We start from the raw sequence: 20,430 nt of genomic DNA, 5'->3' as shown, positions 1-20,430 counted from the left end.
GTTATTCCACCGTTTCCTTCGGAGCAGGGCGTCCGGTGTAGGCCTCAAGCAATTTGCGCTGCAAGGTGAACATTTCTTCTTTTTCGGCAGGCTCCATGTGGTCGAAACCCATCAGGTGCAAAAGGCCGTGTGTGGTTAGAAGCAGGATCTCATCATGGGTGCTGTGCCCACCAGCTGTGGCCTGAGCCTCGGCGACGGTCGGGCAGATGACGATATCGCCAAGGATGCCGTTCTCCCCCGGGGCTTTGGCAGTGCCTGGACGCAACTCATCCATGGGAAAGCTCATGACGTCCGTTGGACCTTCAAGATCCATCCACTCAACGTGTAAGGCACTCATGGCGTCTTCATCGATGAAAACTACCGATACTTCCGTTTCAGGATGCAGGAACATGGCTTTGAGTACCGATTCGGCCAAGTTGGAAACGTCTTGCAAATCGACGTCGTACTCGGTTTCGTTATTTACTTCAATGCTCATTTGCTGCGCCGTCCCCGGTTGTGGTCTTTGCGTTGGGTTTCATCCCAACTGTCGTAAGCAGAAACAATGTCCGCGATCAAACGATGGCGAACAACATCAGAGGCATCCAGCCGGCACAAACTAATGTCTTGGATTCCTTCTAGGACCTCGCTAGCCATGCGAAGGCCAGAAACGGTGTTGCCGGGCAGATCAACCTGGGTGATATCGCCAGTGACCACCATCTTCGAGCCGAAGCCCAGACGAGTCAAGAACATCTTCATCTGTTCACTGGTCGTGTTCTGAGCTTCATCCAGAATCACAAAAGCGTCGTTCAAGGTGCGTCCACGCATATAGGCAAGTGGGGCCACCTCAATAGTTCCCGCTTCAAGCAATTGCGGAATGGTTTCCGGATTCACCATGTCATGCAACGCGTCATAGAGCGGGCGAAGATAAGGGTCGATTTTGTCGGTGAGCGAACCAGGTAGGAACCCAAGCTTCTCGCCGGCTTCAACGGCTGGTCGAGTCAAGATAATTCGACTCACTTGCTTGTCTTGCAGAGCTGCAACGGCCATAGCCATGGCGAGGAAGGTTTTTCCGGTACCCGCAGGGCCGATACCGAAAGTAATGGTCGAGTCTTCAATGGCGTCGACGTAGCTCTTTTGGTTCACGGTCTTGGGACGAATAGAGCGGCCACGTCCTGAGAGGATTTTTAGACCCAATACATCGGTAGGTGCATCTGGGTTGCCAGCACCGAGCATCTTGATGATTTGCTCAATGGTTTCCGCGCTCATGCGTGAGCCACGTGCAGCTAGTGAACGAGCCTCTTCTGCAACTCGCTGAGCTTTGCGCACTTGCTGAGGGTCGCCCACCAGAACCAAAGTCTGGCCGTTGGGGCGGAAGCCAACCAGCGGGTAAGCGCCGGAGAGAATTCGCAGGAGCTCATCATTCGCGCCCAAGGTGGCAATCATGAGTTCAGCTGTTTCAAAACTGATGGTGAGCGATGCGGAATCACTTTCCGCTTGCGTCTTGTTCTGTTCAACGTGCATGCAGCGCTTGTTGCCCCTTTTGTGAGCTTGGTGGTGATGTTACTTTGTCCTTGGTTCCATTCTATCCAGTCATCGAGAATTAGAGTGAAAATTCAGGTCTCAGCGTAAGATCGGAACCTGAAAGTAATCTTGAATGAACCTAATGAGAGCAGGTCGCAAAGGTATAGATTTGGTTACGGATTAGTAGGCTTGCTACTTTTTGTGCCGTTTTGAACGATTGTTATGGCAAGCTATGACAGCGGCTCTAAAATGTTTTGGCGCCCCTTTGACGATATTTCCTCCTTGATTGGTATGTAGTGCACTCATTGTTCTCGCAGAAGATTCCGCGCCGGATCGGCGTTCTCGGAATCGCTGCAGCTCTCGTTGCTGCCGCTGGTTGCGGTCTAGCAAATCGTGAGAGCTCCTTTGAGATGCCCGCTAATGCCAGCGCAGAAACGATGAACGTCCCTGTGTCCGGGGACGCTAGTGAACAAATGGATGTACTCACCCGACTGCCGGTCTACTGGCTGGAAAACACTGAATCGGGTGTCTTCCTGTACCGCGAATATCTCGACGATACTCGGCACAGTGAACCGATTGGTGACGCGATCTGGACCTTACTTTCCGCTGACCCGGCTGCACCTCATCGCTACACGCTGATGAAGCCGTCAGACGAAATTGGCGTGTCCATCAGCAATACCAATGTTATTACCTTGGATCTTCCAGCGAAGGTCTTTAGTGCGCACCTCGACGAGGGGCTTTCTGAACGGTCAATACAGCAGCTGGTCTTTACCGCAACCGCGGCGGCGGCTAGTTCTGGACTGCTGGTGGGCCAGGCCCCGGCCACAGTGAAGATCTTGGTCGACGGAAAGGCCAACGCGGCCGTCTTTGGCGGACATCGCCTCAAGGACGCATATGAACGCAAAACAGAGTTCATGGCACCAATCTGGGTGATTGACCCGCAGTTTGGAACCACCCTGGACGATGAAAAAGTGACGTTCAACGGTCGCACTACAAAATTTGATATCGGCACATTCTATTCGCTGCAGAAGAAAGACGCCGACGGAAAGCTCAGCATAATCACTGCCCAAAAGCAGGTCATCGACGGCAAGATTCAAGATGACGGTTCGTTCAGCCTCGTTGAGCGACTCTCCCCCGGGTCTTACCAATTAAGTTTCTGGGGTGTTGAATCTGGCTCGGACGCCAAGATCGGCGAAGTATCGACGGAATTTGTAGTTAAGTAGCGTCCAAGATCTCACCGGCTCAACAAGATTGGGACAAAAATATCGTGGGTACCGATGGGTACCCACGATATTTTCTTAATCTAAATTTCGCCCAGTAAGTGCCGGATGAGGACCAACGCTGCAGGTCCAGCCGTGGAAGCCCGCAACACGTGCTGCCCCAATAAGGCGGGGAGCGCCCCTGCCTCGACGAAGGCAGCGAGCTCGGTATCTGAGATGCCACCTTCTGGGCCAACAATCATGATCACTTTCTGTCCTGGATGGGCACCAGCCAACCAGTCAGTGACATGAAGTGATACCGACTTCTCGGCCTGTTCATGTAGCACCAAGACGAGGGCTCCGGAACCTACTTCAGCAGCAATGGATTTGGCCAGCTCTTTTGAGTTAGCCAACTCAATAACCTCGGGTTCGAAGGCACGCCGGGACTGCTTCTGCGCCGAACGCACCTGGGCTCGCCATTTCGCCAAAGCCTTGTCCGCTTTGGCAGCATTCCATCGAACGACCGAGCGATCAGCCTGCCAGGGACGAACCGCCAACACTCCGAGTTCGACGGCCGATTCAACAGCCTGTAAATCGCGGTCACCCTTGGACAAGGCCTGAATCAGCGTCACCGGGTGCTCGCTGAGGGCCTCTTGGGACCTACGCAGCACCGAGGCACTGAGGAAGTCCTTGCCCGTTGACAGAACCTCTACACTCAGGCGAAGACCTTGCCCGTCCAGCAAGTCCAGTTGCTCGCCAACGGTGACACGTTTGACGGTCACCGCGTGGTGGGCTTCGGCACCCGTGAGTTCCAAGGTGTCCCCCGGCACTGCGTTCTGAGCCAGGTCAGCGTCAATGACAAAGCTGTGGTTGCTCATCCTTAGCGCTGGTTCAGCTTGTCGCGCAGACGCGAGAACATGCCGCCAGAGTGCTCGACACGTCCTGCGCTCATTTCCTCACCGCGCAGCTTCGCCAACTGCTGTAGCAAGTCGCGCTGGGCAGCATCGAGCTTGGTTGGGGTCTCGACTTGTAGGTGGACGATGATGTCTCCGCGCTTGCCGCCACGCAGACGTGGAACACCAAGGCCTGGCAGGGTGACAGTGTCGCCGTCCTGGGCACCGGATTCAACATTGATTGCCTGTTCGCCATCAAAGGTTTCCAGCTTCAATTCTGAGCCCAATGCGGCGGCCGTCATCGGCAGGCTGATCTTAGCGTGCAGGTCGGTCTGGACACGTTCGAAGACCTTGTGACGACGTACATCGACCTCAACAAATAGGTTGCCGTTGGGGCCACCGCCGGGGCCTGCTTCGCCCTGTCCGCGTAACTGGATACGGGTTCCCGAATCCACACCCGCTGGAACGTTCAGCGACTTTGAGACGTGCTCGCGCACGCGTCCCTCACCGTTGCACTCCAAGCAAGGGTCGGGAATGGTGGTGCCGAATCCGCGGCATGCTGCACAGGTTTCTACGGTCATCATTTGGCCCAGGAACGAACGCACTGGGCGCTGGACCTGACCGGCACCATGGCAAATATCGCAGGTAACCGGGCTGGTTCCCTCGCGAGTGCATGAACCGTTGCAGGTCTTGCAAGTTACTGCGGTTTCCATCTCCAACGGGTACACAGTGCCCTTGACTGCATCTTCCAAGTCAATGGTGATGGTGATTAGCGCGTCGCGACCCGGCTGAGTGCGTGATGCTGGACCCTGTGCTTGGCCACCGCCGAAGAACTGTTCGAAGATGTCCCCGAACCCGCCGAAGCCCTGGCCGCCGGCGCCACCAAAGCCTGGGTGACCGTTGCCGTTTTCGTCGCCGGTCGCATCGTAGTTGGCCCGCTTTGTCTGATCGGAAAGGATCTCGTAAGCGTGGGTTACCGCTTTAAACTTATCTGCAGCGTCCTCGCCAGGGTTCACGTCCGGGTGCAGCTTACGCGCCAGCTTACGGTAGGCACTCTTGATTTCCTGCGGGGTCGCGTCCTGGGCAACGCCCAAGGTCTCGTAATGCGAGCTCACGTTGTTCGCCGTGTCCTTTCCTAAAAATGCACAATTCAAATAAAGCTGGTTCACTCACCAGCGTTGTTAGTTCGCCAAAATCTTCGACAGGTAGCGGGCTACCGCCCGCACCGAAGCCATTGAGGTCGGATAATTCATCCTTGTAGGACCAAGCACGCCCAGCTTGTTACGCACATCCGAACCGTAGGTGGTGGCAATCACCGCCGCTTCAGAAAGCTGACCATAGTGGTGCTCGGTGCCGATCGCCACGGCCACACCACGCGAATCCGCCTCTAGCTCGGAGAACAATTTAAGTAACACTACCTGTTCCTCCAGAGCCTCCAGCACCGGTGTAATGCTCAGTGGGAAGTCGCCTTCCACACGGGCCAGATTTGCTGTACCCGAGAGAATAATGCGCTGTGTGTTGGCTGCCTGCGCCATTTCCTCCAGCGACAGCAAAACACTATCAACCAATGGATCGGATTGCTGTTGGGTATTCAGGCCGGCACGACTAAGTCTTCCGATTAAGTCTGCCAGTTGTACACCCTCGAAGCTGTTCAATAGCCACAGCTTCAGATCTGAGAGCTCCGTGTCCGAGTAGAGTCGAGTTACCGACATCATGCGCTGATCCACGGTTCCATTGGACGCAATCATCACCATCAGTACCTGAGTGCTGCCCAGACCGACCAGCTCGAGGTTTTTCAGCGACGCCATGTCATAGTGCGGTACCTGAATCATCGCGACTTGATTGGTTAGTCGCGCTAGGAGCCGCACCGTGCTTTTGAGCATCTCGTCAAGGTCATTGGAACTATCCAAGATCTTGTTAATAGCATCGCGTTCGGCCCGCGAGAGCGGCTTGAGCTCACCAATCTCGTCGACAAATCGCCGATAACCCTTTTCGGTAGGGATACGCCCCGAGGAAGTATGCGGGGCTGCAATGAGCCCTTCTTCTTCGAGCAGGGCCATGTCGTTCCTGATGGTCGCGGCACTGACGCCGAGGTTGTGCCGGTCGAGCAGTGCCTTTGAGCCAACTGGCTCACGGGATTGGACGTAGTCCTCCACGATTGCTCGCAGAACATCCAAACGCCTTAGCTCACTCACAACAGCACCTCCTTGCATTCCCCGTGTGAAGGGTTTGGCACTCTAACCTGTCAAGTGCCAAGTCTAATACGTTCGACGGTTGCTAGCATTGGTTTTTGAGCGTATTCGATCACAGCGAAAGGCCGTACGTGGCAAATTACTCCTGGGGACCGCAAGATCTGAGTGCACCCGCACCCAAAAAACTCCGCCAGGTCCCCATCGAACGGGGCATGATTCTTGAAGATGTTTCCTCTGGGTGGGTCGGTGAAATTATTAGTACCGAAAAATCCGGTGGCATGCGCGTCATCGTCTTGGAAGACCGGCATGGCAAGTCACGCTCCTTCCAAGCCGGATTCGGTTTCCTATTGGAGGGCGAGGCGGTAGAAATGGTCGACCCCGTAGCCAAATCCGCTGCCCCCAGAAATCTGGTCTCGGCCTCGGGATCCCGAGCAGTGGCCGGGCTCAAGGCACGTGAAGCCAGAGCCAGCCGTATTTGGGTTGAAGGTAAACACGACGCAGAGCTCGTTGAAAAAGTCTGGGGTCATGATCTACGTGTCGAGGGTATTGTCGTGGAGCCACTACACGGTGTTGACGATCTCGCGGGCGCAATCCGAGACTTTGCCCCATCCAGTCAACGACGACTCGGTATTCTGGTCGATCACTTGGTTGCCGGTTCTAAAGAATCCCACATTGTGGCCGAGGCGCTGAAAGTTCCCGGAGCGGCCAACAACGTCCTGATTCTGGGACATCCGTACATTGACGTATGGCAGGCCATCAAACCTTCCACCCTGGGCATCAAAGCATGGCCAGTGATCCCTAAGGGAACCGATTGGAAGACCGGAATACTCTCGGCTTTCGGCTGGCCCCATGAAACGGCAGAGGACATCGGTATTGGCTGGCAGCGGTTGCTGTCCACCGTTTCGCACTACGGACAGCTCGAACCCCAGCTGTTGGGCCGGATTGAAGAATTGATCGATTTCCTCACGACCGAAGATTATGGTTACCTAGCAAATAACTAATAGTTGGATTTGCCAGTGGCAAAGTCACGGTCTGCGTGCACGACCCGGCTATGATTAACTACGAAATGCCAGCCTAAAGCAAGGAATAACAGTGACTTCAGGTCAGAAGCAGTCATCGGACGAATCTCGCTTTGAGGGCTCCGTATCTTCTGCGCAGCCATTGACTCCTACCGAGGATCGTCAATGGTCAACGATGGCACACTTCGGCGCGGTACTCGGCTGCATTCCCTCGGCTATCATTTTTGCCGTATTCCGAGATCGTGGTCCATTCACCGCACAGGAATCCAAAGAAGCATTCAACTTCACTTTCCCACTGACAATCCTGGCGATCGTGCTCAACGTGCTTACGATCATTCCGGTCATTGGTTGGATCTTCTCCATCCTCGCCGTGGCATTGTGGGTCTTCATGACGGTTTCGGGTGCCATTGCGGCGATCCAGGCCAACAAGGGCAACCCTTACCGTTACAAGTACAACTTGCGCTTAATGAAGTAGAACGAGAGACTCTAGAAATCGAGAAGTTCTCGCACCACGAGGTCGGCTAATAGCCGGCCTCGTTGCGTTAACACCAATGTTCCGGCGAACGCAGCTTTCGGATCAATGAGCGAATCTGCGATCAAACCGGCAACTTTTTTGCGTCCGACTTCATCGAGCTCACTAATCTGCATTCCGGAACTCAGACGGGTCAGCAGCATCGTGCGTTCTAGCTGAACTGCGTCGGCGTCCGGATACTCTCGACCGTGTCCGGGTGAGATTCCTGCATCAATGCGTTGCTGATACGCCGCTGGATGTTTAACATTCCACCAGCGCAAACCACCCACATGAGAATGCGCTCCCGGTCCCGCGCCCCACCAGTCTCCGCCCTTCCAATAAGCGATATTATGCTGGCAGGCATTGGCTGGTGACTTGGCCCAGTTACTGACCTCATACCACGAGAAACCGGCGGCCGCGAACATGTCATCAGCCAATTGATACTTTTCAGCGTGATCGTCATCGTCGATATTCGGGACCTGGCCGCGACGAATCTGACCCGCTAACTTGGTACCTTCCTCGATGATCAACGCGTAGGCGGAAATATGATCCGGCTCGTAACTCAGAGCAGCCTCGATACTGGTGCGCCAGTCTGCAAGCGACTCCCCCGGAGTGCCATAAATCAGATCAACACTGACATCTAGGCCAGCCTCGCGGGCCCACGCAACGGCCTGTGGCACACGCTTGGGATCGTGAGTTCGCTCAAGGACCTTGAGCACGTGAGGTACCGCCGACTGCATGCCAAAGGACACGCGGGTGAAACCTCCATCTGCAAGTTCCTTTAAGCTCTCACGCGTTACCGAATCAGGGTTGGCTTCGGTGGTGACCTCAGCGCCCGGCTTCAGCCCGAATTCGTTGCGAATCTGTGCCAGCACGGATACTAGATCACTGGCTGGCAACAAGGTAGGGGTGCCACCGCCAAAAAAGACCGTTTCGATTTCACGGTGTGGCTGACCAGAACAATCCATCACCTCACGGGCGAAACGAATTTCTTGGGCCACTGTCGCCGCATAAGTTGCTTGGCTTGAGCCAGAACCTAGTTCGGTGGCGGTGTACGTATTGAAGTCGCAATAGCCGCAACGGACCGTGCAGAAAGGAATATGTACGTAAAAGGACATGGTCCGCTCCGTTGCCCCATGCGAACATGAGGCAGGGAGCAGACCATCGGCCGGAGCCGGATCGCCGTCAGGCAATACTGAAGGCATTTACTTCTTTTTCGGCTCGTCGGTGGAAAGGGCTGCAATGAAGGCTTCCTGTGGAACTTCCACGCGACCAACCATCTTCATGCGCTTCTTGCCTTCCTTCTGCTTTTCCAGAAGCTTGCGCTTTCGGCTAATGTCGCCGCCGTAGCACTTGGCCAGAACGTCCTTACGGATTGCGCGAATGTTTTCTCGGGCAATAATGCGCGAACCGATGGCAGCCTGAATTGGAACCTCAAACTGCTGGCGAGGAATCAGCTCGCGCAGCTTAGAAGTCATCATCGTGCCATAGGCATAGGCCTTATCTCGGTGCGTGATGGCACTGAACGCGTCCACCTGATCGCCTTGAAGCAAGATGTCTACCTTGACCAAATCGGCGACCTGCTCGCCGTCAGCCTTCCAATCCAGCGACGCGTACCCGCGAGTCTTGGACTTGAGCTGGTCGAAGAAGTCGAACACAATTTCCGCCAACGGGAGGTGGTAACGCATTTCAACGCGGTCTTCGGAAAGGTAGTCCATGCCGCGCATGGTGCCTCGTCGAGTTTGGCACAGTTCCATGACTGCGCCAATGAATTCACTGGGTGCCAAAATGGTCGCGGAGACCATTGGTTCATGAACTTCGAGGATCTTGCCGTCCGGGAACTCGGAAGGATTGGTCACCGTGATCATCGTCTTATCTTCAACCATGACCTCGTACACCACGTTCGGTGCCGTTGAGATCAGATCCAGATTGAACTCGGTTTCCAGACGCTGGCGAGTAATTTCTAGGTGCAGAAGACCGAGGAAGCCCACGCGGAAGCCAAAGCCCAACGCGACAGAAGTTTCTGGTTCATAGGTCAACGCCGCATCATTTAGCTGAAGTTTTTCTAGCGCGTCACGCAAAACTGGGTAGTCTGTGCCGTCCATTGGGTAAAGGCCGGAGAAGACCATTGGCTTGGCTTCTTCGTAACCGCCGAGCGAATCGCTAGCAGGTTTGTGGAAATTGGTGACCGTGTCACCCACCTTGGACTGGCGTACATCTTTCACACCGGTAATCAGGTAACCAACCTCGCCCACGCCTAAGCCCTTGGTTGGCTCCGGGTTCGGCGAAGAGACACCAATTTCCAACAGCTCGTGGGTGGTGCCAGTAGACATCATCTGGATCTTTTCGCGCGGTGAGAGCTTACCGTCAACCACACGAACATAGGTGACCACACCGCGGTAGGTGTCGTACACCGAGTCGAAGATCATCGCGCGGGCCGGAGCCTTGGCATCGCCAACGGGCGGTGGTAGCTGCTTGATGACCTCATCGAGCAAAGCTTCCACGCCTTCACCGGTCTTGCCCGAAACTTTCAGCACTTCCTCTGGCTCACAGCCGATAAGGTTCGCCAATTCTGCTGCGTACTTTTCCGGCTGAGCATTGGGAAGGTCGATCTTGTTGAGCACCGGAATAATGGTCAAGTCGCCTTCGATGGCCAGGTACAGGTTGGCGAGGGTCTGAGCCTCGATGCCCTGTGCTGCATCGACGAGCAAGATAGCGCCTTCACACGCCGCCAATGAACGTGAAACTTCGTAGGTGAAGTCGACGTGACCGGGAGTGTCGATCATGTTCAAGGCAAATGCGGTGCCGTCTTCAGATTCCCAGGGCATACGCACTGCCTGGGACTTAATGGTGATGCCGCGCTCGCGCTCAATATCCATGCGATCCAGATATTGGGCCTTCATATCGCGGGCCGAGACAACGCCGGTCAACTGCAACATACGGTCGGCCAAGGTGGACTTACCGTGGTCGATATGGGCAATGATGCAGAAGTTACGAATAAGCGACGGATCGGTCGCGGCAGGCACCTGAGCGGTGCGGGCCAATGGAGACACCTAAACAGACCTCACTAGCTGGCTAAAAAGACATAGTTGAATTAGCCTCCATTCTGTCATGATTTCCGAGTCATCACGTATTTCGACTGTCCGTAGCTGGTAGTTTGTCGTTCATGGCAGTGAATCCAGAGAAGATATTCCGTCTTGTGATGCGCGTGATCAAGCAGGTCAATTCGACTCGCGCCAAGACCTCAGGGAACAACAACCACCAAAACAATCGAACAGCCAGTGGCGGCACTCGAACTCCGTCGCCTCGCCAAAACACTGGTACATCGAATGCCAGCGGATATCCAGGCGACTACCGGGGCACTATTAATTACGAATACCAGCCGTCGATGGACGGTAACGCAGATCCAGGGGAAATTGTTTGGGGCTGGGTTCCTTATGAGGAGGACTACTCACAAGGCAAGGACCGCCCGGTGCTTATCGTAGGTCGCGACAATGGCTGGCTTTTGGGTCTCATGCTCACTAGCAAAGACAAGAATAATTCCAGTGTGCACAACCCTGATTACCTGGACATTGGCACCGGCGATTGGGATCGCGAGCGACGTCCGAGCGAAGTGAAGTTGGACCGCATTATTCGCCTGAGCGATCAGTCCGTACGCCGCGAAGGCGCAATCCTTGATAAAGAGCGATTCTCAATTGTGGTGAACGCCCTAAACGAACGCGGCTAATTACTCGTTGTAAAGGCCCGCTTCTGGTAGAGTTAATCCTTGTGTGTCGCGCAGGTTGGGCGACACGCCCCCTTCGGGTCGCCATAGGTGCCCCACACCGCTCAGTCGATGGCCTGAAGGATGAACCCTCTACCGACCGTATAAGACGATAAACGAGAGAGTTTATTAAAGTGGCTAACATCAAGTCCCAGAAGAAGCGTATCCTGACCAACGAAAAGGCACGTCTGCGTAACGTAGCTGTCCGTTCCGAGGTTAAGACCGTAATCCGTAACGTCAACGAGGCAGTAGTCGCCGGTGACAAGGAAAAGGCAACCGAGGCATTGCGCCTGGCTGGCAAGAAGCTCGACAAGGCTGTTAGCAAGGGTGTTCTGCACAAGAACAACGCTGCAAACCGCAAGTCGGCAATTGCCAAGAAGGTTAGCGCCCTCTAAGCCAAGCTTAGACTTCAGCTGGCCCTTCGAAACTTTCGAGTTTCGAAGGGCCAGTCTTTTTTAACTTTCTACTCGCCTAGCGCCGCGCGAGTGAATCTGGGCAAGACGCGTGCGGAATGAAGCAGATTTGGGAATTATCGTTTGGGTGCTTTGCCCGCGATAAACATGATGGCATGCTCCAAGGCATAGCCAGGTGAACGACTGCCGCCCTTAACCATGCGGTCAGTATTGGCGATCTGCTCAACGCACAAAGCCAGGTCGCTGCGCTTCCACCCGCGCGCTTGCTGCTGCGCCTGCTGAACTTGCCATGGAGCCATACCTAGCTCGGAGGCCAATGATGCCGCAGGCTCATTAACTCCGAGCACCTTAGCCAGCTGACGCACCTTCATAGCCAACGTCGCTACGATCGGAATCGGATCAGTTCCGGTACCCAAAGAATGCCGAAGAGTCCGCAGGGCCAGCTGAGCATTTCCAGAAATCGCTGCATCCGCGACCTTAAAGGCGGTGGCCTCAACTCGACCACCGTAGTAACGATCAACCGTGTCTTGGTCGATGGTGCCGGTGGTGTCTTGGATCAATTGCGAACAGCTGGAGCCAAGTTCGGCCAATGAATTACCAACCGCAGCCACCAATGCTTTCACGGCATCATTCGTGATTCGGCGTTTCGCAGATTTGAATTCTGCTTGCACGAACTCAATTTTCTCGGCATCTTTTTTCAACGGCTGACAGTTTACGATCAGTGCGCCCGCGCCCTTGATGGCATCGATGAGTTTCTTACCGCGCGTTCCGCCGGAGTAGTGCAGGATCAGCACATTCTCGGGAGCAGGGTCCTTGAGGTAACTCATGGCGTCCTTGAGGAAGTACTCATTCATTTGCGCCAGTTCGTGAACTTCTACGAGGTTGGCACTAGAGAACAACGACGAGCTCGTTGCTAAGAGCAGTTCGCCCGGTTCATACTTGGCAGCATCAAGCCGAGTCACCTGAATGTCCTCCCGCTGCGCAGCTTGGGAGCGGAGTAACTCAAAGGCACGGGAAGCCAAATAATCTTCTGAACCGCTAAGTAAAATCAACGGTTGAGGGGACAACTCCCGCCATGAGATGCCGGGGTTTGCTTGGGCGCGTGCCATCGAGCTCCTTCGTACTTCGATCGATACATTGATCCTACCGAACTGGCGAACCTAAGGAGGAACTTCTCACGCTCTGCTCCGTAAATGTGAGAAGCACCGTACCCGACTGATCGGTTCGGAAGATCTTGGCGCCAACTTCTTGGGCTGCCCTCAACGTTTCGGGATGTGGGTGTCCATAGGAATTATCTTTGCCGTCTGAGATCAGCAAGACTTCAGGGGAAATTTTCTCGATAATCTCGGTTCCACCATTTCGTGCACCGTGGTGTGAGGCTTTCAGGACGGCCGCCTCAGACTGCGGATAGCGTTGCAGAAGTTGGTGCATCGCATCAACCTCCATGTCCCCCGCGCTAAAAAAATCGACATTTCCACTTGGGCGATGAAACTGGAAACGCATAACTAACGAGGTGTCGTTGGGCTCGGCTCTTTTAGCCGCACTCGTATCTGGGCCAAAGACACGGTAGCTGACGGCGCCATGAGTTTCGCTTGATCCAGACTCCATTAGCTGCGCCCCCGGCCACTTTTCAAGTTCAAAGCCTGCCGACACCACGCGACGATCGATTTTGATGCCAGAAGATTCCAGCTGTGGCACTCCCCCAAAATGGTCGGCATGCGAATGCGTAATAAACACCGCTGGCAGTTCATCGATGTTCAACCGCCGCAAACACTGCACGACACCACTATCTGGCGGACCTGCATCTATTAACCACCCCTGGTGATTTCCCAAATTGATGACTAGGGCATCGCCCTGTCCTACGTCGCACATAGCTATATTCCAGTTTGAATCAACAGGAACTCGATAAAACAAGGTAGCCGGCAAGACCAAGGCCGCCGCGAAAACTAACAGTGCCCCCGTTAAACCTAGGGAGACTTGTCGCACCCTGACATGCTCCGTCTCGCGACCGGTAATGATCAAAGTGCATAAAACGGTGGCTAAGAAAATTGCCAAGAGTATTCCCGGGAGCCCTGATGGCCACGGGCGAGCTGCACCGGGGAGTTGGGTAGAAAACTGGGCTGTTCTACCAATAAATTCAGCAGGCAGCCCCGGGATCCATAATAGAAACTGCGCCACAGTGGGCAGCGCGGTACACAGCAGTAGACAGATCATTCCGACCATGGTGATCAGCGGTAATAAAGGGCCGACCACCAGATTGGTGGGAAGAGAGTACAAACTGAAATTCGCGTTCAGCGCGACGATTACCGGTAGACAGGTGAACTGCGCTGCGCAACAAATAGCGGTCAACTCTGCTAACCACGAAGGTAAGAACTGGAGGAAGATTTCGGTGAGGGCTGGAGAGAGCATGATGATCCCCAAAGTTGCTAGCACCGAGAGTGCAAAGGCTGGCTCCACGCCCAAACCGGGGTCAATCATCAGCAGGATCGTGGCACTCAGGGACAGAATCCCCAAGGAAACTTGTCCTCTTCCGGCCAACAGGGAAAGCACCGCAATGCTGCCCATGAGGCTGGCTCGAAGCACGCTAGGATCTGGTCCGACAAACCAGGTAAACAAGGCTACCGCGCCGATCATGAGTACCGCGCTGGGTGCTCGGGGAATAGAAAATACGCGCAACAACGACAAAATAATGGCCGCAATCAACGCGATGTTCGAACCGCTGACAGCCGTGAGGTGGCTCAGCCCGCTGGTCTTCATGGCTTCAGAGAGGGCATCGTCTTGCCCGGACCTGTCACCATAGAGCATTCCGGGTAGCAGCGCTTGAGCATTTTCGGGAAGGTGCTTTAGTGCGAGGGTGAATCGCTGTTTCAAATAGTCTGCCGCGTTCGATTGTGCTTCGGAGACAACCTTGGGTTCGCTGGTTGCGCGAGCCCACCATGCGAAGGTGCCAGCATCAGCTGGTTGTAGGCCCACGATGGTTTCAAAGGAACCGGTATGCGCTGGCAGCGGGTAGTCGACGCTTAAATAGATCGGTACTTGGCACTGCACCCATCCGGTCTGCTCCCAGTAGCTCTCGATGGTAGCCGCACCCTTAAGCGAGCCGTCCTTGGGTTTGATCGCCCGGTCATCAAAGCTGATCACAGCGCGTAGCTGTTGCTCCCCCGATTCTGGTAAGGCGCATTCTCGGTGTTGCGTCCCTATGAAGCCCACGGCCAGGGCACCCAATAGCAAGACAATAGCTCCGGTAAACCACGGGGTTGAATGGGCTGCATCATGTCGTTGCCGCAACAGCAAAGCCAGCAAGATCCCCAAGGCTAAGAGGACGATCAGCAACACTAACGGCGCAGGCTGAAAATAGGCTGCCGCCCACGCACCGGCAAGAAGCCACAGACCACGAAAATCGGTGTTCATGGCACCACCAAGTCGCCCAGTTTTTCCAACATGGCCGGACCAATCCCGGAGACTGCATCGAGTTCCTCTACGGTCTTGAAAGGTCCATTTTTGGTACGGAATTCGATAATGCGATCAGCTAGCGCCGGGCCGATTCCGGGGAGTTCTTGTAGGGCCTGTGCGTCGGCGCTGTTGATCGAAATTTTGGCCTCGGCACTGGGGACAGGCATTTGTTGGGCGGAGGAACTATCGCCGGTGCCAGGCAGGATGATCTGTTGCCCGTCGACCAGCTTGGCAGCCAAGTTCACCAATTGTGGCTGGGCTTTTGTGGTGGCTCCCCCGGCGGCCTGCACTGCATCGGTAATCCGAGACCCCTCAGGCAGTTGATAAACACCCGGTTTTTTGACCGCTCCCACCACGTGGACCGTCACCTGCGGAGCAACTGTCGCTTCAGAGGGAGCAGATGGACCGGGCGCTGCGGCCGAGGCGGAAGAGCTGGAAGTTGGATCGGCAGCCAACGGAACAGTTTCTAATTCGTTGGTCTTTGGCGGTGGGGCCAACAGAATGGAGATGGCGATCCAACCGAGCACCACGATGACCAACGCCAGCACCGCCACACGCGAAATCGCGAACCGCAGACGGCCCGGACGTGGCGCGTACTTGCTGAAAAAATCGTGACGGCCCATGTCCCAGAGTATGGGCTAAGGGTTGAGCGTCTCCGGGGTGTTATCGACCGGTTGTGGATCAAGGGTAGCGGCGCAGACTGCGAGTACTCCCATGCCGGTATGAGCCGCGAGGACCGAAGGCAAAGATTCAATCACTACCGGTTGGCAGCTAAACGGGGCCAGTTCAGTGGCGATCTCGGTGGCCAATTCTTGCGCGCCAAAATGCATCACACCAAGACGGGTGGCTCCACCGGCCTGCTTGGCATCGCGTAATGCGAGGGATACCAGTCGGGCCTGGGCGCGAGCAAAAGACCGCGGTTTTTCTAACGCGGTGATACTGCCCTGCTCGATCGTCAGGATGGGTTTGACGTTGAGCAGGTTGCCAAGGACCGAGGATACTGCGCTAATTCGCCCGCCACGGCGCAACTGCTCCAAGCTGGGCACAGCAAAGTACACCGTGTTTTCTGTGGCCTGTTCGACGATGGATTTTAGAACGTCGATCGGTGCCCCGCCATCGCGGGCATCGAGCACATCGGCCAAGGCAAAACCCAGTGGGAGGGCAACGGTGTGGGAATCCAGGACCGTGACCTGGTCCTGGAACTGAGTTGCGGCCAGCCGCGCTGCATCAACCGTGCCCGAAAGGCGCGAAGAAAAGTGGATGGAGAGCACCTGCTGGCAGCCAACCTCAAGCAGCGCACGATAAGCCCGCTCAAATTCCCCCGGGGCCGGGCGCGAGGTTTTAACACTTCTACCCATGGCCAGGCCCATCATTAGGGCCTGGGAATCATCACCCAAGACCTGGTTGTCCACAATGATGGGGACGTTGACCTCAATAAACCCGGGACGATCGCGGTAGGCTTCGGGCAGACAGGATGCCGAATCGCTCACGATCCCGATCAGGGGACGCGAAAGCCCGCGCGGGGCCAGCCACTTTGGTAGCCAACCCGCGCGCGAGCTTTTCCCTCGTTCGTTCATGAATCGAGCTTACGGGGCAGGAACTACGTTCACCAGCTTCGGCGCACGCACAATCACCTTCAGCGGCGCCTTGCCATCGAGCATCTTGATGACTGCTTCATGGGCCAGGGCCTGATCGCGCAGTTCATCCTCGCTAATGTCTACCGGAACCTCAAGGCGCGCACGAACCTTGCCCTTGATCTGTACGACGGCGGTGACGGTGTCATCGACCAGCAACGACTCATCAACTTCTGGCCAGGCGCTGGTGACAACGCTTGGCTCGTAGCCCAGTGCTTCCCACATGTCCTCGGCGGTGTACGGTGCGAACAGGCTCAGCAGCTGGGCGACCACGGTGGCTGCTTCACGCACTGCTGGGTCCGCGGCGCCGGCACCGGAGTCGATGGTCTTACGGGTGGCGTTGACCAGTTCCATGGTCTTGGCGATCACCACGTTGAACTTGCCCGAATCCAGCAGCTGCGCGGATTCATGCACGGTGCGGTGGGTGACCTGGCGCAGCGCCTTATCCCCGGTGGTGTAGTCAACGCCGACTTCACTGGTGGTGTCCTGGGCGATGCGCCAGGCGCGCGCCAAGAACTTCTGCGAGCCGAAAGGTGACACGTCGGCCCAGTCCACGTCGTCCTCTGGAGGCGAGGCGAAGACCATGGTCAGACGTACCGCGTCCACGCCGAACTTATCCAGCTGTTCGCCTAAGTCAACACCGTTGCCAAGGGACTTGCTCATGGCCTTGCCGCCGTTGAGTACCTGGCCCTGGTTCAACAGAGCGCTAAACGGCTCGTCGACGTCGATCAGGCCCAGATCATGCACAACCTTGGTGAAGAAGCGCGAGTAGAGCAGGTGCAAAATCGCGTGCTCAACACCGCCGACGTACTGACCCACTGGCATCCAGTCACGCACGGCCTTTGGATCAAACGGACCTTCGGTGTAGTTCGGGGAAACAAAGCGCAGGAAGTACCACGAGGAATCCACGAAGGTGTCCATGGTGTCGGTATCGCGCTTAGCATCCGCCCCGCACTTAGGGCAGGCGACGTTCACCCACTCTTCGGCGGCAGCCAGTGGGCTGGTGCCCTTGGGAGCCAATGCTTCGCCGCGCAGATTATCTGGCAGGCGTACCGGCAGCTGGTCATCAGGAACTGGAACCTCGCCACAATCGGCGCAGTGGATGATCGGGATTGGGGTACCCCAGAAGCGCTGACGGCTCAGCAGCCAGTCGCGCAGGCGGAAGTTGATGGTGTGCTTGCCGGTGCTGGCAGCTTCCACGATCTCGATTGCCTTGGCGATCGCTTCGGCTTTCTCCAACCCGGTCAGCTCACCGGAGTTGATCAGCTGGCCCTCACCTGCGGTGGCGGTGCCGGTCTCGATAGGGTCTTCCAACCCGGTTTCGACCACCACGCGTACTGGCAGGTCGAACTTCTTGGCGAAGTCCAGGTCGCGCTGGTCGTGAGCAGGCACGGCCATAATGGCGCCGGTGCCGTAGTCGGCCAGTACGTAGTCGGCAGCCCAGATCGGCAGCTTCTCACCGGAAAGTGGGTTGATGCCGTAACGGCCGGTGAACACGCCGGTCTTTTCACGCTCGGTGGACTGGCGTTCGATTTCGCTCAGCGCCTTGACCTGCTCCTGGTATTCCTCCAGGGCAGCGCGGTTTTCCTCGGTGACCAGTTCGCCAGCCAAGTCAGCGTCGGCGGCCACGACCATGAAGGTCGCACCGTACAGGGTGTCCGGGCGGGTGGTGAAGACCGGGATCTTTACCGCGCTCTGGGCTTCGGTTGCTTCAATTTCGAAGGTGACTTCTGCACCTTCGGAGCGGCCGATCCAGTTCTTCTGCATCAGCAGCACACGCTCAGGCCAGTGACCCTTGAGCTGCTCCATGTCGTTGAGCAGGCGATCAGCGTAATCGGTGATCTTGAAGTACCACTGGTTTAAGGACTTCTTAGTTACCGCGGTGCCACAACGTTCACAGGCGCCGTTGACGACCTGCTCGTTAGCCAGCACGGTCTGGTCCTTAGGGCACCAGTTCACCGGGTGGTCTTTGCGGTAGGCCAGGCCCTTCTCATAGAACTTGTTAAACAGCCACTGGGTCCAGCGGTAGTACTCAGGATCCGAAGTATGCAGGCGGCGATCCCAGTCCGCGGAAATGGCGTAGCGCCTAAAGCTGGCGGCCTGGGTGTCGATGTTCTTGTAGGTCCACTCAGCAGGGTGCGCATTGCGCTTGATCGCAGCATTTTCTGCCGGCAGGCCGAAGGAATCCCAGCCGATCGGGTGCATCACATCGTATCCGCGCAGGCGCCAGTAGCGTGAGACAACATCGCCCATGGCAAAAGCTTCGGCGTGACCCATGTGAAGGTCACCGGATGGGTAAGGGAACATGTCCAACACGTAGCGACGTTCCTTGCTGCCATCGTCGGCAGGCTTGAACACTTCTAGCTCGTCCCATACCGGCAGCCACTTGGACTCAATGTCCTTGAAGTCGTAGGTCCTAGGTTCGTTCGTCGATGATGTCACGCTGCTCTTCTCACACGCCTTGCAGAAATTTCCTATTGGAAAAACTTGTTTTTGGTTCCAGACATAACAAAAGCCCCCAAATTTCCACTCGGGGGTACGGCCGGTTGGCCGCGCTTAGGCTAGGTTGTGCTGGGAATTCATACCGCGATTCTATCGCATGTCACCCGGCCACGGGTGCATCGATGAAGCGCAAGATTCGACACAACCATTTTTGCTGAGCTGCTACTTCTCCACAATCGGCGCTTTGTTCCTCACCGGGTATTTTCCGTGTTCGATCATGGCCGTATGAACAGCTTGGCACTGATTGGACTCTTGCGCACCGCATGCAGCTCCCCGCTCATTCTTGGGCCGGGGCTTAGCGCGGCGATGCTTCTGCGTTTGGGGTACCTCATGCTTGCGCTGTTCACCGCCATCAGCGCGCTGGTACACCGTTGCGCAGATCCGCGCCTGGTCCTGGCGCACGGCGAGTTGGTTGAACGTTTCGCCGCGCAAATCCACAAAAGCCAACTGTGCGCTGCCCTCGATGCCGAAGTTACCGGTGCCCACGCGCTAAGTCTGCAGACCTATGCGGATTTGCGTCCCGTGCGATCACCGGGCCAAGAGGATGTCGAAGTTGAAGCACTGGTGAACGAGCAGGTATTTCGCGGGCAGCCGCAGCTGGTTTCCGGCCGAACCTGTTACAAAAATACTGGCGAGCTGCTAGCCGCATGGCACGGTATCCCCTATTTTGAGGCACAACAACGCCTTAATGACGCGCATCTACTGATCGGACGACGGAATGCTGAAGGACAGATCTGCGCACCACGTTTTGAGCATCTGGCTCAGCTTTATGCCGACGGTACCGCTAACCGACGCGCAGTGACCTCCGTAGCCCGTCAACTAGATCAGCTAGAACCCGAAGACACCACCTTTGAGGGAATACCAACCTCACTGGTGGCCCACGGTGTGGATGGCAAGACTCTGGATGAGTCCGCTGCGACGCTGTTACAGCAGCGCTCACCACGCGAGGCTCGGAAACAAATCAACGCCGACATCAAGACTTACAGGGAGCTCAACGGCAAAAACCTCCCGCCCAAGCTCGGTCTATTTATTCGCGGCGTCAAGTTTGGGGTGCACACCTTTCTGCTTCGTACCAACGCTACAGATGCTCAGTTGCTGCATTCGGTTGCGGCCCGTTCTGGTAATCCGCGAACCAAAGCTGGAAGGGCTGATCGTCGCCCCACACAGGACCGCGCCGCGGGCACTGATCCCGAGGTTTCAAACACGGACACGGACAAGGACGCGGATCAGGAAGACGCACAGTCTGCTCCATCAGCGCACGATGCGCCGGAATGGCTACGTAGCGATGAACCTATGCCACCATGGGCCGATGCCGATGCCGATGCCGATGCCGATGCCGATGCCGATGCCG

The 20,430-nt window shown here is 56.1% G+C and carries 18 protein-coding genes; 6 read left to right on the top strand and 12 right to left on the bottom strand.

The window, feature by feature from the left end; all coding sequences use genetic code 11:
• Position 1: 1 nt before the first annotated feature.
• Positions 2–475 carry an rRNA maturation RNase YbeY gene (ybeY, locus tag FJV47_RS03640; RefSeq protein ID WP_159610144.1) on the bottom strand — a complete coding sequence of 158 codons (474 nt, stop codon included), beginning with the start codon at positions 473–475 and terminating at the stop codon, positions 2–4.
• Positions 472–1,500: a PhoH family protein gene (locus FJV47_RS03635; RefSeq protein WP_159610142.1), complete on the bottom strand. Its 1,029-nt coding sequence runs from the start codon at positions 1,498–1,500 to the stop codon at positions 472–474. The genes ybeY and FJV47_RS03635 overlap by 4 nt, the downstream gene beginning before the upstream one ends.
• A 296-nt stretch (positions 1,501–1,796) precedes the next feature.
• Between FJV47_RS03635 and FJV47_RS03630 the strand changes: the two genes are divergently transcribed.
• A complete protein-coding gene (locus FJV47_RS03630) occupies positions 1,797–2,723 on the top strand; it encodes a GerMN domain-containing protein (RefSeq protein WP_159610140.1) in 927 nt (308 codons plus the stop codon).
• A gap of 80 nt (positions 2,724–2,803) precedes the next feature.
• Here the strand turns inward: FJV47_RS03630 and FJV47_RS03625 are convergent, their stop codons facing one another.
• The 3 genes from FJV47_RS03625 to hrcA form a co-directional block, all read right to left on the bottom strand.
• Complete coding sequence (locus tag FJV47_RS03625; protein WP_159610138.1) at positions 2,804–3,577, bottom strand: 16S rRNA (uracil(1498)-N(3))-methyltransferase; 774 nt, start codon at positions 3,575–3,577, stop codon at positions 2,804–2,806.
• 2 nt (positions 3,578–3,579) lie between these two features.
• A complete protein-coding gene (dnaJ, locus tag FJV47_RS03620) occupies positions 3,580–4,707 on the bottom strand; it encodes a molecular chaperone DnaJ (RefSeq protein ID WP_159610136.1) in 1,128 nt (375 codons plus the stop codon).
• A 66-nt stretch (positions 4,708–4,773) separates the two neighbouring features.
• A complete protein-coding gene (gene hrcA, locus FJV47_RS03615; protein ID WP_159610134.1) occupies positions 4,774–5,787 on the bottom strand; it encodes a heat-inducible transcriptional repressor HrcA in 1,014 nt (337 codons plus the stop codon).
• 128 nt (positions 5,788–5,915) lie between these two features.
• On the opposite strand from hrcA, the gene FJV47_RS03610 reads away from it, so the two are divergent.
• Positions 5,916–6,785, top strand: coding sequence for a DUF3097 domain-containing protein (locus FJV47_RS03610; protein WP_159610132.1), 870 nt, complete (start codon positions 5,916–5,918; stop codon positions 6,783–6,785).
• Between the two features lie 91 nt (positions 6,786–6,876).
• Positions 6,877–7,278, top strand: a complete 402-nt coding sequence (locus tag FJV47_RS03605; protein WP_159610130.1) for a DUF4870 domain-containing protein — start codon at positions 6,877–6,879, stop codon at positions 7,276–7,278.
• Positions 7,279–7,289: 11 nt separating this feature from the next.
• On the opposite strand, the gene hemW is transcribed toward FJV47_RS03605, so the two are convergent.
• Both hemW and lepA read right to left on the bottom strand, forming a co-directional pair.
• The gene (hemW, locus tag FJV47_RS03600) at positions 7,290–8,519 is read right to left on the bottom strand and encodes a radical SAM family heme chaperone HemW (RefSeq protein ID WP_159610128.1); all 1,230 of its coding nucleotides are present in this window, start codon (positions 8,517–8,519) and stop codon (positions 7,290–7,292) included.
• On the bottom strand, positions 8,520–10,367 hold the full coding sequence (lepA, locus tag FJV47_RS03595) for a translation elongation factor 4 (RefSeq protein ID WP_159610126.1): 1,848 nt from the start codon (positions 10,365–10,367) through the stop codon (positions 8,520–8,522). It abuts the gene before it with no gap.
• 113 nt (positions 10,368–10,480) lie between these two features.
• On the opposite strand from lepA, the gene FJV47_RS03590 reads away from it, so the two are divergent.
• Both FJV47_RS03590 and rpsT read left to right on the top strand, forming a co-directional pair.
• Positions 10,481–11,041 (top strand): type II toxin-antitoxin system PemK/MazF family toxin, encoded by a 561-nt coding sequence (locus FJV47_RS03590; RefSeq protein ID WP_159610124.1) that lies wholly within the window; start codon positions 10,481–10,483, stop codon positions 11,039–11,041.
• Between the two features lie 170 nt (positions 11,042–11,211).
• Positions 11,212–11,472 carry a 30S ribosomal protein S20 gene (rpsT, locus tag FJV47_RS03585; protein WP_159610122.1) on the top strand — a complete coding sequence of 87 codons (261 nt, stop codon included), beginning with the start codon at positions 11,212–11,214 and terminating at the stop codon, positions 11,470–11,472.
• A 134-nt stretch (positions 11,473–11,606) separates the two neighbouring features.
• On the opposite strand, the gene holA is transcribed toward rpsT, so the two are convergent.
• The 5 genes from holA to leuS are packed head-to-tail and all read right to left on the bottom strand — an operon-like array spanning position 11,607 to position 19,019.
• Entirely contained in the window at positions 11,607–12,599 is a 993-nt protein-coding gene (gene holA, locus FJV47_RS03580) for a DNA polymerase III subunit delta (RefSeq protein WP_159610120.1), read from the bottom strand.
• Positions 12,600–12,633: 34 nt separating this feature from the next.
• A complete protein-coding gene (locus FJV47_RS03575; RefSeq protein ID WP_159610118.1) occupies positions 12,634–14,901 on the bottom strand; it encodes a ComEC/Rec2 family competence protein in 2,268 nt (755 codons plus the stop codon).
• The gene (locus FJV47_RS03570) at positions 14,898–15,566 is read right to left on the bottom strand and encodes a ComEA family DNA-binding protein (protein WP_159610116.1); all 669 of its coding nucleotides are present in this window, start codon (positions 15,564–15,566) and stop codon (positions 14,898–14,900) included. Before FJV47_RS03570 ends, FJV47_RS03575 begins: the two co-directional genes overlap by 4 nt.
• A gap of 15 nt (positions 15,567–15,581) precedes the next feature.
• Positions 15,582–16,520, bottom strand: a complete 939-nt coding sequence (locus tag FJV47_RS03565) for a DegV family protein (protein ID WP_159610114.1) — start codon at positions 16,518–16,520, stop codon at positions 15,582–15,584.
• A 9-nt stretch (positions 16,521–16,529) separates the two neighbouring features.
• The gene (gene leuS / locus FJV47_RS03560; RefSeq protein ID WP_200831940.1) at positions 16,530–19,019 is read right to left on the bottom strand and encodes a leucine--tRNA ligase; all 2,490 of its coding nucleotides are present in this window, start codon (positions 19,017–19,019) and stop codon (positions 16,530–16,532) included.
• A 285-nt stretch (positions 19,020–19,304) separates the two neighbouring features.
• Here leuS and FJV47_RS03555 point away from each other — a divergent pair.
• Positions 19,305–20,430, top strand: a 1,126-nt coding sequence (locus FJV47_RS03555; protein WP_200831939.1) for a hypothetical protein, incomplete at its 3' end; no start/stop codon positions are given.

The organism is Glutamicibacter sp. JC586 (assembly GCF_009805585.1).
Lineage (GTDB): Bacteria > Actinomycetota > Actinomycetes > Actinomycetales > Micrococcaceae > Glutamicibacter.
Note: the sequence above shows the minus strand (reverse complement) of the source record. Positions and strands in the feature narration are given on the sequence as shown.